The following is a 13,562-nucleotide window of genomic DNA, read 5'->3' as shown; positions in this document are numbered from 1 at the left end:
GGCAGGCCCGCCGCCCTCCCGTCGTGTGCGCCGCTGCCCAAGGGCGGACCGTGGCCGACGCGTTGGGCTGATCCCCGCCCGGTGAACACCGGCCTACGCCGCCCAGCCGCCCCGGAGATTCAAAACGCTGTCAACCACTACTTTCCGGACACGCGGTAGGTCAGGGCCGACTCCGCCCCTGCCCCGTGCGTGGGACACGCCGCACCACTGCCTCACGACCGCGAGCACCGCGCCCGGCGGCCGGTGCCGCGGGCCCTTCTCCGGGGCGGTGTGCGGCGAGCAGGGCCATGTCGTCGAAGGTGTCCGTGCCGGAGAAGCGTCGTACGTCCTCGGAGAGGGCGCTCAAGAGATGTTCGGGGGTGGCATGGGTGCGGCCGGTCAGCGACGTGACCGGGTCGTAGAAGGTACCGCTCATGTCGCGAGCTTCGGAGAGGCCGTCGGTGTACAGCAGGAGCGTTGAGCCTGGGGGAAATTCTTGTACGTCGGGCGGGGAGGGGTCCTCGGCCATGTCGGACAGGCCGAGGGCAGCCGGAACGTACTGGGTGACCAGCTGGAACACGATTCCGGTAGCGATCATGTAGAAGGGCAGCAGCCGCGGGGCCAGGGGCCGTGCCCAGGCGAGGGCGGCTGTGATCGGGCGGCCGAAGAACGTGAAGCTCATTGCGGTCCTCCGCGGCACCGGCGGTGCGGGGTGGCTGTCGTTGATGAGGGTCATCCTGCCGTCATCGGCTTGGACGGTGGCGTCGAGGCAGGCGTTCTTCCGGCCTTCGGACTGGGTCATTCGGGCGGGTTGTGGTGGGGGCGGAGCCGGGGAGGTATCGCGCAGTCGGTGACCGCGCACTTCTCGCACGCCGACCGGGTGACTCCGAGGAGAGGTCCCGGCCGCCGCTGCGGGGAGGCGTTGTGCGTTCCGGTGTATTCGAGCAGGAGCAGCGCGGAGTCGTCCGCCGGGGAGGCGGGTGCGGTGTGTCGGTGGACGTCGGTGCGGAGTGCTTCGAGGCCGGTGGCCAGGGTGCCGACCCGGAGGAGGTCGGTGCGGGCGGCCAGAGGGTAGAACCGCCCGGTGGCGTCACGGGCCTCGTCGAGGCCGTCGGTGTGGAAGAGCATGCGGTCTCCGGGCGCGAGGGTACGGAGGTATCGGCCCGGCCTGCCGTCCCCCAGCGCGTCCAGGCCGAGCGGCATGCCGGGGTGGTCGGGGGCCGCCTCTGCCATTCCGCCGGGTGCGGGCGGCACCAGTGGTGCGGTGTGGCCGTAGTTGACGAGGGTCAGCGTGCCGTCGTCGGACAGCTCCGCGAGGACCGCGGTGACGAACCGGTCCTCGGTGCCCCTGCGGGCCAGGGCGCAGGACATCTTCAGGCCGACCGTCTCCAGGCGGGAGGAGACCGGGGCGCTCTCGCGGAAGGCGGCCAGGGCGGTGGCGGCCGTCTTCACGGCATCGAGGCCCTTGCCCTGGACGTCTCCGACCACCAGGCGCACGCCGTCGCGGACCGGGGTCACATCGTAGAAGTCGCCGCCGACCTGCGCGCCGTCCGCGGCGGATTCGTAGGAGGCCGCGATGCGCGCGGGACCGGACGTGGCGGGCAGCGGCCCGAGGATGGTCTGCTGCGCGGCCCCGGCGACATCGCTCAGCTGGGTGAGCCGGTGCTGCTGGCGGGCCCTGGTGCGGGCGGCGGCGGCGGAGAACAGGGTGACGATTCCCAGCGCCAGCAGCGGCAGGAAGCCTTCCGGGGAGCCGAGCAGGCGTTCATGGAGGCTGACCGTCACGGCGATCAGGGCAGCGAACAGCCCGGTGCCGACAACGGCGCGTGCCGTGGTCCGGGAAGCCGCGACAGCCGGTGCGGCCGCGAAGAGGGCCAGGAGAGTCACGCTCGGCCCCAGGAGCACGTCGGCCACGGCGATGGCGAGCAGGGCGCCCACGCACGCACCGTCGGTGTGCCGGGGGGCGGGTACGGCGGGCGTCTTCACAACTGCTCCTTGTCCGGGGTTTCGGTTTCGGGCACGGATCAGGCTTCGGTGGCGGTGGGGCCGGTACCGGCTGTTTCGGCGTTGCGCCGGGTCTTGGCCCAGCCGGTCCTGCCGCGCAGGAGGCGTACGGAGCCGCGAGCGGAGACGATGAACAGGTGGTAGGCGTACAGCCACAGGGTGATGCCCCACAGCACCCCGGTGAGGCGTGAGCGGTCCGGGGCGAACTCCTTCCGGTAGACCGGGCCCCACAGCACGAAGGGCACGACGGACAGGATCCCGAGCGCCAGTGCGAGCGGCCACGCGGCGAAGAGGACGGCGCCCGTGACACCGGTGAGGAGGATGAAGACCAGGACCGTGGTCAGGGCGAGGACCGTGAGGTGGGCGATCGGCTGGAAGAACGTGTAGAGCGACTCCAGGACTCCGCGGGCGCGGTAGTGGCGTGAGCCGACGATCCGGCCCGCGTACCGCACGCACTGGATGTTGCCCTGGGCCCAGCGGGTGCGCTGGGTGAGGAACCGGCGGGTGCGGGGCAGGGCCTCCTGCGTCACCCACGCGTCGGGAACGTGGGTGACCCGGTAGCCCGCCAGGCGCATCTGCATACCGAGCTCGTAGTCCTCCAGCAGGGCGTCCTGCTTCCAGGGGCGGCGCTCCGCGGCGGCGATCCGGTCGAGTGCGGTGAGCCGGGTGAACTGCCCGTTGCCGCCGAGGCCCACCGATCCCGTGCGGCGGCGCAGCAACTGCATCCCGGTGTTGGAGACGGCGAACTCCGCGTCCTGCATCCGGATCAGCAGACGCGCGTAGGCGTTGGCGAGCCGGCCGCGCTCGGGCAGCGGACGTCGGTCCTCCACGTTCCGCATCCGTACGCCGATCTGCACATCGCCCGTCTCCGGGTCCCCGAAGCCGTCCGGGCCGCTGACGTACTTCGTCGCGTCGGGTGCCAGCCGGCCGTCGGCGTCGATCACGCACACGATGACGCGGGAGCGGTCCACGTCGCCGAGGTGGGTGTTCATCGCCTCGTACGCCGCGTTGAGCGCGGCGCCCTTCCCGATACGGGCGTCGGGGCGGCGGCGCGAGACGAGACGCACATACGTGTCCTCGGCGGCGAGAGCCGCCGCGATCTCACCGGTGCGATCGTCGCTGGCGTCGTCGATGACCCAGACGTGGGAGGCGGGGAAGTCGGTCCGCAGCCGGGTGACCGTGGTCGCGATCACGACTTCCTCGTCCCGGCACGGAACGAAGAAGTGCCAGTCGTGTGCGCCGGGATCGCCCGCCTCGGTGGGGCGGCGACGGGCGTAGGCGTGCCGGGAGCCGGCCCAGTAGAGCAGGAAGCAGCCCAGGAGGACGAACGGGAAGATGTAGAGGATGTACTCCGGGAGCATGCGATCCCTCCAGTCGGGGGCGGTGACGGGTGGTCGGACTCGGCGCGTGGCTCGTGGCCGTCGTCGCTCAGGCGGCGACCAGCAGGCCTCGGGCGGCTCCCAGCGGCGTGTCGCGCAGGATCGTCGCGGTCGCCAGGTCCGCTATCCGGCGCGACGCGCTGCCGTCGCCGTACGGGCTGGGGAGGGACGCCAGGCGGTGCAGTCCCTCGGGGCCCTCGGCGAGGCGGCGGTGCCCCGCGGCGCCGATGCCGGGCCCGGGTGCGACGAGGTCGGCGAAGTCGGCGAACGCCTCGGGCCGCTCGGTGGACCGGCGGACCACGATCAGGGGGCGGCCGAGGACGGTGGTCTCCTCCTGGATCCCGCCGCTGTCGGAGACGAGGAGCGCGGCGTGCCGGGCCAGCGCGAGGAACGTGCCGTACGCGGTCGGGTCGATCACCGTCATCCCGTCGAGGAGCGGCCGCAGACCGGCGCCCTCGACCCGGGACCGGGTGCGCGGGTGAAGGGGGAGGACGACGGGAAGCGTACGGCCCAGAGCGGCCAGTTCGCGGAGGATCACGGCCAGTACGGCGGGGTCGTCGGTGTTCTCCGGGCGGTGCACGGTCGCCAGCACGTATCCGTCCGCTTCCAGGCCGAGGCCGCCGAGCAGCCGTGCCCGTTCCCGGCGCGGCGGCAGGTTGTCGCGTACGGCCTCCACGACGGTGTTGCCGGTCACCTCGATGCGCTCGTCGGCCACCCCCTCGGCCAGCAGCAGGTTCCGGTTCTGCGGGGTCGCCGCGCACAGGACGTCCGCCAGCCGGTCGATGAGCACCCTGTTGTGCTCCTCGGGCATCGCGCGGTCGTGGCTGCGCAGCCCCGCCTCGACATGGATCAGCGGGACCGACCGCGCGTTCGCGACGAGAGCGCCGGAGAGCGCGGCGTTGGTGTCACCCTGGACGATCACGGCGAGCGGCCGATCGGCCGCGAACCGCTCGTCGAGCGCGGCCAGAGCGGCTGCGACCTGCACCGCCCGCGGCTGCCCGCCCACACCGGTCAGATACTCCGGTTCGGGCAGCCCCAGCTCGTCCAGGAAGTCGGCGGACAGTGCGTCGTCGTAGTGCTGGCCGGTGTGGATGACCCGGGCGGCGGGGCCGAGCAGGCGGATCACTCCCGCGAGCTTGACCAGCTCAGGGCGGGTCCCGAGGACGACGGCGACAGTGCGTTCTGCGGAGAAAGTCATGACCGGAGCTTCGCCCGCGGCGGTTGCTGCGATCGGTGCGCCTCGGTTGCCCAACGGTTGCTAAGTGCACTTTCAACCAATATGGGATCTTTGTCCCGGTATTTCGCCCTGGAAGTCAGGGGCCCTTCTCCCCGTCGGATTCGGATTCCTCCGCGGGGACGAAGCGATACCCCAGCCCCCGTACCGCCTCGACCGGGTCCCGGCCCTGCTGACCGGCCGCCCCGCGCAGCTTCCGGCGCAGCCGCAGCACCCCGAACTTGACCCGGTCGCCACCCACGGCACTCTCGTCGTCCCATACCCGGGTCAGCAGTTGCTTCGTGGTCACGACCCGGCCCCGGTTGCGGACAAGGATCTGCAGGAGCCGGTACTCGATCTCGCTGAGCGGTACCTCGCCGCCGTACCACACCACGGCCCGCCGCTCAGGAACGAGTCGCAGGTGCTCGCCCACCCGCTCACCGGCCCACTGCCGGTGTCCCGCCCTGCGCAGCAGAGCCCCGACCCGCGCCACCAGCTCCTCACCGTCACAGGGCTTGACCAGATAGTCGTCGGCGCCCGCACGCAACGCCCTCACCCGGTCCGCCACGTCGCCCCTGCCGGAGAGCACCAGCACCGGCAGGTCGCTCATGTCACGGACCCGCGCCAGCACCCGCCAGCCGTCCAGCCCCGGCACCACGAGATCGAGCAGCAACAGGTCGGGCCGCTGCGCGAACAGCAGCCGCAGCCCCTCCCGGCCGTCGGACGCCGACACCACGTCGTACCCGCACGGCCCGAGCAGCCCTTCCAGCGCCACGACGGTCGCCGCGTCATCCTCCACGATCAGCAGCTTGGGCACATCCACCGCCGGAATCGGACGGGCCGGACTTGCCCCTGAGGCAAAGGCCCACCTTTTCGTTCAGTCAACCAGGAAGGACGCCGTTCCGCAGCGCGGCCACCGGCGCTGTCCGCCGCCTCTGCGCCTGTGCGCCTCTGCGCCTCGGCGACCTGGCGGCTGGGCGCGAACACGCTGTCCACTTGCCGGGAGCCGGGAGCCGGGAGCCGGGAGCCGGGAGCCGGGAGCCGGGAGCCGGGTGCCGGCTGCCGGGTGATCACGCGGAAGTGCTCACGAAAGCGCGGAACCTGGCTCGGACCACGCTCAGACCAGGCTCTCCTTCCACGTCCGGTGCAGTCCCGCGAACCGGCCCGTGCCGCCGATGAGTTCGGCCGGCGCGCCGTCCTCCACGATGCGGCCGCCCTCCATCACCAGCACCCGGTCCGCGATCTCCACGGTGGAGAGGCGGTGGGCGATGACCACCGCCGTGCGGCCGTGCAGGACCGTGTCCATGGCGCGCTGCACCGCCCGCTCGCCGGGGATGTCCAGGGAGCTGGTCGCCTCGTCCAGGATCAGGACCGCCGGGTCCGCCAGCAGGGCGCGGGCGAAGGCGACCAACTGGCGCTGGCCCGCCGAGATCCGGCCGCCCCGCTTGCGTACGTCGGTGTCGTAGCCGTCGGGCAGCGCGGCGATGAAGTCGTGCGCGCCGATCGCCTTCGCCGCCCGTTCGATCTCGTCCGGGGTGGCGTCCGGGCGGCCGATCGCGATGTTCTCCGCGACCGTCCCGGAGAACAGGAACGCCTCCTGCGTCACCATCACCACGCCCTTGCGCAGCTCGGCCGTGGCCAGGTCCCGCAGGTCCACGCCGTCCAGCAGGACGCGGCCGTCGGTCGGGTCGTAGAACCGGGCCAGCAGCTTGGCCAGGGTCGACTTGCCCGCGCCCGTCGAGCCGACGACCGCCAGCGTGGCGCCCGCCGGGATGCGCAGGTCGAACGTGGGCAGCACCTCGCCGCCCGTACGGTAGGCGAACCGCACCCCGTCGAAGTTGACCTCCCGGCCCGGGTGGCCGTCGGACCGGGCCGGCAGCTCCTTCGGGTCCGCCGGCACCGGGACCGTCGGGGTCTGGGCCAGCAGGCCGGCGATCTTCTCCAGCGAGGCCGCCGCCGACTGGTAGGAGTTGAGGAACATCCCCAGCCGGTCGATCGGGTCGTAGAGCCGGCGCAGATACAGCACCGCCGCCGCCAGCACCCCGAGCGCCAGCGTCCCGTCGGCCACCCGGTAGGCGCCCCACAGGACCATCCCGGCGACCGCCGTGTTCGCGACCAGCCGCGAGCCGACCACGTACCGCGCCATCTCCAGCAGCGCGTCACCGTTGCGCCGCTCGTGGACGTGGTTGAGCGAGGCGAACGCGGTGTCGTTGGACCGCTCCCGGCGGAACGCCTGGACCGGCCGGATGCCGTTCATGGTCTCCGCGAACTTGACGATCACCGACGCGATGGCCGTGGACCTGGCCCCGTACACGATGCCCGCCCGCCGCCGGTAGAGCCGTACCAGCAGATACAGCGGTACGAAGGAGAGCACCGCGATCCCCCCGATGCCGAGGTCCAGCCAGAGCAGGACCAGCCCGATCGACACGAAGGAGAGGACCACGGTGATCAGCTCCTGGAGCCCTTCGCTCAGCAGCTCCTGGAGTGATTCGACATCCGTGGTGGAGCGCGAGATCAGCCGCCCCGAGGTGTAGCGCTCATGGAAGTCCACGCTCAGCACCTGGGCGTGCCGGAAGATCCGGCCGCGCAGGTCCAGCAGCGCGTCCTGGTTGATGCGGGCCGAGCCCCGGATGAACGCGTACTGGAGCACGCCCGCGCCGACCGAACAGAGCAGGTAGCCCACCGCCACCGCGATCAGCGGCCCGTAGTCGTGGTCCCGGAACGCCGGGACGCCGCTGTCGATCGCGTACGCCACCAGCAGCGGGCCCGCCTGGACCGCCGCCTGCTGGAGGATCAGCATCAGCGCGGCCACCGCCACCCGGCCGCGCATCGGCCGGAGCAGGGAGAACAGGAGCGATCGGGTCGCGCCGCGCGGGGCGGGCAGGTCGTCCTGGTCGAAGGGGTCGCCGGGGCCGTCCGGGGCGGGTGGCTGGGCGGATGCTTGGGTCGGGGTCGGGGTCGGGGTCGGGGTCGGGGTCGGAGTCTGGGCCTGGGCCGTTCGGCCGGGCTCCGGGCCCTCGTCGTCACCGGGGGCGGGGCGCGCGGCGTCGTCGGTGGTGGTGGTCATCGGCTACTGCCCTCCTCGACGGGGACCTGCTGGGTGGGGGTGTCGGTGGTGGTCTTGGTGGTCACGGGCCCGGGGGCCGTGGCGACGGGGTCCCCGGGGGCCATGGCGACAGGGTCACCGGGGGCCATGGCAACGGGGTCCCCACCGCCCCCGCCCGGCTCCGCCCCCGACATCAGCCACGCGTACTCCGCGTTCGACCGCAGCAGCTCCTGATGCGTGCCCACCGCCGTGATCCGGCCCTCCGACAGCAGCGCCACCCGGTCCGCCAGCATCACGGTCGACGGCCGGTGCGCCACCACCACCGCCGTGGTCTCCTCCAGCACCTGGCGCAGCGCCGCCTCCACCAGCGTCTCCGTGTGCACGTCGAGCGCCGAGAGCGGGTCGTCCAGCACCAGGAAGCGCGGCCGGCCCACCACCGCCCGGGCCAGGGCGAGGCGTTGGCGCTGGCCGCCGGAGAGGCTCAGGCCCTGCTCGCCGACCTCCGTGTCCAGGCCCTTCGGCAAGGCGTGCACGAAGTCGGCCTGCGCCACCGCGAGCGCCCGGCGCACCTGGTCCTCGTCCGCGTCCTTGGCCCCCATCAGCACGTTCTCGCCGACGGTCGCCGAGAACAGCGTCGGCTCCTCGAACGCCACCGACACCAGCTCCCGCAGCCGCGTCCGCTCCATCGTGGCGATGTCCTCACCGTCCAGCGTGATCCGCCCGCCGGTCACCTCGTGCAGCCGGGGGACCAGCGCGGTGAGCGTCGTCTTGCCGGAGCCCGTACCGCCCACCAGGGCCATCGTCTCGCCGGGCCGCACCCGCAGGTCGATCCGGGCGAGGACCGGCGGCGAGCCCGGCTCCGCGTCCGGGTAGCGGAACTCCACGCCCTCGAACACCAGCCCGGCGGGCGCGTCCTGCGCGTCGGGAGCATCCTTGCGGGCGGCCGCCGCGTCCTCCTCCTCCGCCGCGTCCATCACCTCGAAGTACCGGTCGGTCGCGGTCGCCGCCTCCTGGCTCATCGCCAGCAGGAACCCGATCGACTCCACCGGCCATCGCAGGGCGAGCGCCGTCGAGAGGAAGGCGACCAGGGTGCCCGCCGAGAGCGAGCCGTCCGCCACCTGGACCGTGCCGAGCACCAGCGCCGCCCCGATCGCCAGCTCCGGGATGGTGGTGATGAGCGCCCAGATCCCGGCGAGCAGCCGCGCCTTGCCCAGCTCCGTGGAGCGCAGCCGCTGCGACAGCGCCTTGAAGGCCTTCGCCTGGCTGCGGTGGCGGCCGAAGCCCTTGACGATCCGGATGCCGAGCACGCTCTCCTCGACGACCGTGGTCAGATCACCGACCTGGTCCTGGGCCTTCCGCGCCACCAGCGAGTACTTCGTCTCGAAGACCGAGCACAGGATGATCAGCGGCACGGCGGGCGCCAGCAGCACCAGCCCGAGCGACCAGTCCTGCGCGAAGAGGATGACGAAACCGACCAGGATCGTCGCCGCGTTGACGACCAGGAAGGTCAGCGGGAACGCCAGGAACATCCGCAGCAGCATCAGGTCCGTCGTCCCCCGCGACAGGAGCTGGCCCGAGGGCCAGCGGTCGTGGAAGGCCACCGGCAGCCGTTGCAGATGGCGGTAGAGGTCGGCGCGCATCGACGCCTCGACCCCGGCCAGCGGACGTGCCACCAGCCACCGCCGGAACCCGAACAGCACGGCCTCCGCGATGCCGAGCAGCAGCAGGTACAGCGCGCCCAGCCAGACGCCGCCCGGATCCCGGTCCGCGACCGGGCCGTCCACCATCCACTTCAGGATCAGCGGGATCACCAGCGACAGACAGGACGCCACGATCGCCACGAAGGCGGCGGTGAACAGGCGGACCCGTACCGGGCGGACATAAGGCCACAGACGCAGGAGGGAGCGCACGGCGGACCGGTCCGTGTGCTCTGCAGGCTTTTCGGGCATCAGAACTGACTGTACGTTTCACCACTGACATCGGGCCTCCCCATTTCCGCCGGAGGCCGCGGCGTCGCGAGCCGAAGACCCCGCCGCGGCGCGCACCTCCGGGTCGTACCCCCGGGTCAACCGATCGGTTGATGGAGCGTCGAGCGTGATGACGGATACCGCCCGCCACCGCCCGCCGGAACCCTGGGGGCATGGCAATCATCGAAGTCGACGAGGTGCGCAAGACCTACGCGGGCCGCCATGTGGTCGACGGGGTCTCCTTCTCCGTCGAGGAGGGCGAGATCTTCGGCATCCTCGGTCCCAACGGGGCGGGCAAGACCACCACCGTCGAGTGCGTGGAGGGCCTGCGCATCCCCGACGCGGGCACGGTCAAGGTCGCCGGGCTCGACCCCGTCGCCGACCACGACCGGGTGACGCGGCTGCTCGGCGCCCAGCTCCAGGAGAGCGAGCTCCAGGCCAAACTGACCGTACGGGAGGCGCTGGAGCTCTACGCCTCGTTCTACCCGGCCCCCGTCGACTGGCGCCCGCTCGCCGCCCGGCTGGGCCTCGACCAGAAGCTCACCACCCGCTTCGCCAAGCTCTCCGGCGGCCAGAAGCAGCGGCTGTTCATCGCGCTCGCCCTGATCGGCGACCCGAAGGTCGTCGTCCTCGACGAGCTGACCACCGGCCTCGACCCGCGCGCCCGCCGCGACACCTGGAAGCTCATCGAGGAGATCCGCGACGGCGGGGTGACCGTCCTGCTCGTCACCCACTTCATGGAGGAGGCCCAGCGCCTCTGCGACCGGATCGCCGTCATCGACCGCGGCAGGGTCGTCGCCCTGGACACCCCGGCGGGGCTGATCCGGCGGGCCACCGGCTCCACCGTCATCTCCTTCACGCCCTCCCGGGCGCTCACCGGCCCCGACCTCACCCGGCTCACCGCGCTTCCCGGCGTCGCGTCCGTGACCCCGCCCGACCGCGAGGAGACGTTCACGGTGCACGGCACCGACGAGACGGTCACCCCGTTCGTCGCCCTGCTCGCCGAACTCGCCGTCACCGCCCACCGGCTGCGCATCACCGAGACCAGCCTCGACGACGCCTTCCTCGACCTCACCGGACAGGACGCCTGACATGCAGACCGAGACCAGCACCGCATCGACCAGCACCGCATCGACCACCACCGCATCGACCACCACCGCACCGGACACCGCCCCCGAGCCCCGCGCCGCCCGGCGACGCGGTCCCACGACCGCCGTCCTCATCGCCGAGACCCGGCTCTTCCTCCGCGAACCGGGCAGCCTCTTCTGGGTCTTCGTCTTCCCCTCCCTCCTCCTCGTGATCCTCGGCTTCGTGCCCGCCTTCAAGGAGGTGCGGGACGAGCTCGGCGGACGGCGCGTCATCGACCTGTACGTCCCCATCTCGATCCTGCTCGCCATGATCACGGCGGGGATCCAGGCGATGCCTCCGGTCCTCACCGCCTACCGCGAGCGCGGCATCCTGCGCCGGATGTCCGCCACCCCGGTACGGCCCTCCGCCCTGCTCACCGCCCAGATCCTGCTGCACGGCGCGGCCTGCCTCGGCTCCGCGCTCCTCGTCACCGTCGTCGGCCGGGCCGCCTACGGGGTCGCGCTGCCCGGGCAACTCCCCGGCTACCTGCTGGCGCTGCTGCTCGCCGTCGCCGCCGCGCTGAGCCTGGGCGCCATGATCTGCGCCCTGGCCCGGACGGCGAAGGCGGCCACGGCGGTCGGCTCGGCCGCCTACCTGGTCATGATGTTCACCGCCGGGGTCTGGCTGCCCGTCCGGACGATGCCCGACCTCCTGCGCCGCATCGTGGAGATCACCCCGTTCGGGGCCGCCTCCCAGGCGCTGGAGCAGGCCGCGTCCGGGAGCTGGCCGGGCTGGATCCACCTCGGGATCGTCGCCCTGTGGACCGCCGCGATGGGCGCCGCCGCGAGCCGTCTGTTCCGGTGGCAGTGAGTGGGGGCGGGGGCGGGGAGCAGGCGGGGCTGGTGGGCCCGGTGCGGCCGGGGGAGACTGCCCGCATGACGTCCTCGCCCCGCCGTACCGCCCCCTTCGTGCCGGCACCGGCGGCCCCCGCCACGGTCGAGCAGCGCTGGGAGCAGTTCCACCGGTACGGGCCCTACGCCGTCCTCACCCTCGCCGTCCTGGTCGCCGCTGTCGCCGCCGACCTGATCATGACCCGCACCGAGATGTACGCCGCCGGGGTCCTGGCCGTCGCCGCGTACGGGCTCCAGGCCTGGTGGGGCCGGGCCCGCCCGCGTACCGCTCCGGGAGCCCCGGCCGGGGTGGCCTACTACACCGGGCGGACCCTCCTCGCCTTCGCCCTGTCCTGGCTCAACCCGTTCTTCGCGATCTACGCGGCGCTCAGCTACTTCGACGTCGAACCCCTGCTTCCCAAGCGCTTCGTCCGCGCCGGGCTGCTCACCACCGCCCTCACCCTGGCCGGTTCGCAGAGCGGCGGCCTGCCGCCCGCCTCCCTGATGAACTGGATCGCCTTCGGCGTGCTGTACGTCGTCAACGCCACCCTCGCCCTCTTCTTCTGGCAGGTCGGCCTGCGGGAGGAGGAGAAGGCCCGCGTCCAGGCCGCGACCATCGCCGAGCTGGAGCGCACCAACCTCCGGCTGGAGGCGGCCATGGCGGAGAACGCGGCCCTGCACGCCCAGCTCCTCGTCCAGGCCCGCGAGGCCGGTGTCGACGACGAGCGGCGCCGGCTCGCCGCCGAGATCCACGACACCCTCGCCCAGGGCCTGACCGGGATCATCGCCCAGCTCCAGGTCGTCACCTCCGTCACGGACCGCGATCCGCGGACCGCCCGCGTCCACCTGGAGCGGGCCGCCGCCCTCGCCCGCCACAGCCTCGGCGAGGCCCGCCGCTCCGTCCACAACCTGGCCCCCGTCGCCCTGGAGCACGACGAGCTGACCGGCGCCCTGGAGAAGACCGTCGCCACCTGGGCCGAACAGCACCGTGTACGGGCCGACTTCACCGTCACCGGCACCGCCGAACCGGTCCACGACGAGGTCGCCGCCACCCTCCTGCGCATCGCGGGCGAGGCCCTGGCCAACGCGGGCCGCCACGCCCGGGCCTCCCGGGTCGGCATCACGCTCTCCTTCATGGACGACGAACTGACCCTGGACGTACGGGACGACGGCCGCGGCTTCGACCCGGACGCCGCCGCACCGGCGAGCCGCAGCGGCGGCTTCGGCCTCGGCGGTATGCGCGCCCGCGCGGAACGCATCGCGGGCACGGTGGAGGTGGAGTCGGAACCGGGCGGGGGCACGGCGGTCTCCGCCCGCGTTCCCCTGGTCAGGCAGGTGTGAGCGGCCGTACGGTGGCCCTTGCCATGACCGAGAACCCCACCCGCACCATCACCCTGGTCCTCGTCGACGACCATCCCGTCGTCCGCGACGGCCTGCGCGGCATGTTCACCGCCGAACCCGGCTTCGACGTCCTCGGTGAGGCGGCCGACGGCGTGGACGCCCTCGCCGTCGTCGAACGCCACGATCCCGACGTGGTCCTGATGGACCTGCGGATGCCCGGCGGCGGGGGAGTGGCCGCCATCGCCGAGCTGACCCGGCGCGGCGCCCGCTCCCAGGTCCTGGTGCTGACGACGTACGACACCGACTCCGACACGCTCCCCGCGATCGAGGCGGGCGCCACCGGCTACCTGCTCAAGGACGCTCCGCGCGAGGAGCTGTTCGCCGCCGTCCGGGCCGCCGCCGACGGCCGCAGCGTCCTCTCGCCCGCCGTCGCCTCCCGCCTGATGACCCGGGTCCGTACCCCCGCCGCCCCCGCCGACGCCTCTCTCTCCGGCCGGGAGCGCGAGGTGCTGGTGCTGGTCGCGAAGGGCACGACCAACCGGGAGATCGCCGCCGAACTCTTCATCAGCGAGGCGACCGTGAAGACCCACCTCACCCACATCTTCGCCAAGCTCGGCACCAAGGACCGCGCCGCGGCCGTGGCCGTCGGCTACGACCGGGGCATCCTCGGCTGAC

Annotated in this window: 11 protein-coding genes; 4 read left to right on the top strand and 7 right to left on the bottom strand. The window is 72.7% G+C overall.

Going from position 1 to position 13,562, the window contains the following annotated elements:
• Window positions 1–160: 160 nt before the first annotated feature.
• The 7 genes from ACFWRT_RS08340 to ACFWRT_RS08310 all read right to left on the bottom strand — a co-directional run bounded on the left by ACFWRT_RS08340 (window position 161) and on the right by ACFWRT_RS08310 (window position 9,570).
• Window positions 161–781, bottom strand: coding sequence for a SpoIIE family protein phosphatase (locus ACFWRT_RS08340; protein ID WP_380949981.1), 621 nt, complete (start codon window positions 779–781; stop codon window positions 161–163).
• Window positions 778–1,965, bottom strand: a complete 1,188-nt coding sequence (locus ACFWRT_RS08335; RefSeq protein WP_380949980.1) for a PP2C family protein-serine/threonine phosphatase — start codon at window positions 1,963–1,965, stop codon at window positions 778–780. The genes ACFWRT_RS08340 and ACFWRT_RS08335 overlap by 4 nt, the downstream gene beginning before the upstream one ends.
• Before the next feature lie 38 nt (window positions 1,966–2,003).
• On the bottom strand, window positions 2,004–3,344 hold the full coding sequence (locus ACFWRT_RS08330; protein WP_380949979.1) for a glycosyltransferase family 2 protein: 1,341 nt from the start codon (window positions 3,342–3,344) through the stop codon (window positions 2,004–2,006).
• 67 nt (window positions 3,345–3,411) lie between these two features.
• A complete protein-coding gene (gene wecB / locus ACFWRT_RS08325; protein ID WP_380949978.1) occupies window positions 3,412–4,560 on the bottom strand; it encodes a non-hydrolyzing UDP-N-acetylglucosamine 2-epimerase in 1,149 nt (382 codons plus the stop codon).
• A 115-nt stretch (window positions 4,561–4,675) separates the two neighbouring features.
• Complete coding sequence (locus tag ACFWRT_RS08320) at window positions 4,676–5,398, bottom strand: response regulator transcription factor (protein WP_380949977.1); 723 nt, start codon at window positions 5,396–5,398, stop codon at window positions 4,676–4,678.
• 294 nt (window positions 5,399–5,692) lie between these two features.
• Window positions 5,693–7,642, bottom strand: a complete 1,950-nt coding sequence (locus ACFWRT_RS08315) for an ABC transporter ATP-binding protein (protein ID WP_380949976.1) — start codon at window positions 7,640–7,642, stop codon at window positions 5,693–5,695.
• Window positions 7,639–9,570, bottom strand: coding sequence for an ABC transporter ATP-binding protein (locus ACFWRT_RS08310; protein ID WP_380949975.1), 1,932 nt, complete (start codon window positions 9,568–9,570; stop codon window positions 7,639–7,641). Before ACFWRT_RS08310 ends, ACFWRT_RS08315 begins: the two co-directional genes overlap by 4 nt.
• Window positions 9,571–9,761: 191 nt before the next feature.
• On the opposite strand from ACFWRT_RS08310, the gene ACFWRT_RS08305 reads away from it, so the two are divergent.
• From ACFWRT_RS08305 to ACFWRT_RS08290, 4 genes are all read left to right on the top strand, one after another.
• A complete protein-coding gene (locus tag ACFWRT_RS08305) occupies window positions 9,762–10,679 on the top strand; it encodes an ABC transporter ATP-binding protein (protein WP_380949974.1) in 918 nt (305 codons plus the stop codon).
• Window position 10,680: 1 nt separating this feature from the next.
• The gene (locus tag ACFWRT_RS08300; protein WP_380949973.1) at window positions 10,681–11,526 is read left to right on the top strand and encodes an ABC transporter permease; all 846 of its coding nucleotides are present in this window, start codon (window positions 10,681–10,683) and stop codon (window positions 11,524–11,526) included.
• A 65-nt stretch (window positions 11,527–11,591) separates the two neighbouring features.
• Window positions 11,592–12,887 (top strand): histidine kinase, encoded by a 1,296-nt coding sequence (locus ACFWRT_RS08295; protein WP_380949972.1) that lies wholly within the window; start codon window positions 11,592–11,594, stop codon window positions 12,885–12,887.
• 23 nt (window positions 12,888–12,910) lie between these two features.
• Window positions 12,911–13,561, top strand: coding sequence for a response regulator (locus ACFWRT_RS08290; RefSeq protein WP_380949971.1), 651 nt, complete (start codon window positions 12,911–12,913; stop codon window positions 13,559–13,561).
• The last annotated feature ends 1 nt before the right edge of the window (window position 13,562 follow it).

The organism is Streptomyces cyaneofuscatus (assembly GCF_042718795.1).
Taxonomy (GTDB): domain Bacteria; phylum Actinomycetota; class Actinomycetes; order Streptomycetales; family Streptomycetaceae; genus Streptomyces; species Streptomyces cyaneofuscatus_A.
This window is presented reverse-complemented; position numbering and strand designations above follow the sequence as displayed.

Excerpts from the sequence above, each read along its gene's own strand:
- wecB (WP_380949978.1), bottom strand. The coding sequence starts at position 4,560 with ATGACTTTCTCCGCAGAACGCACTGTCGCCGTCGTCCTCGGGACCCGC.
- ACFWRT_RS08290 (WP_380949971.1), top strand. The coding sequence starts at position 12,911 with ATGACCGAGAACCCCACCCGCACCATCACCCTGGTCCTCGTCGACGAC.
- ACFWRT_RS08330 (WP_380949979.1), bottom strand. The coding sequence starts at position 3,344 with ATGCTCCCGGAGTACATCCTCTACATCTTCCCGTTCGTCCTCCTGGGC.
- ACFWRT_RS08315 (WP_380949976.1), bottom strand. The coding sequence starts at position 7,642 with ATGACCACCACCACCGACGACGCCGCGCGCCCCGCCCCCGGTGACGAC.
- ACFWRT_RS08310 (WP_380949975.1), bottom strand. The coding sequence starts at position 9,570 with ATGCCCGAAAAGCCTGCAGAGCACACGGACCGGTCCGCCGTGCGCTCC.
- ACFWRT_RS08340 (WP_380949981.1), bottom strand. The coding sequence starts at position 781 with ATGACCCAGTCCGAAGGCCGGAAGAACGCCTGCCTCGACGCCACCGTC.
- ACFWRT_RS08295 (WP_380949972.1), top strand. The coding sequence starts at position 11,592 with ATGACGTCCTCGCCCCGCCGTACCGCCCCCTTCGTGCCGGCACCGGCG.
- ACFWRT_RS08305 (WP_380949974.1), top strand. The coding sequence starts at position 9,762 with ATGGCAATCATCGAAGTCGACGAGGTGCGCAAGACCTACGCGGGCCGC.
- ACFWRT_RS08300 (WP_380949973.1), top strand. The coding sequence starts at position 10,681 with ATGCAGACCGAGACCAGCACCGCATCGACCAGCACCGCATCGACCACC.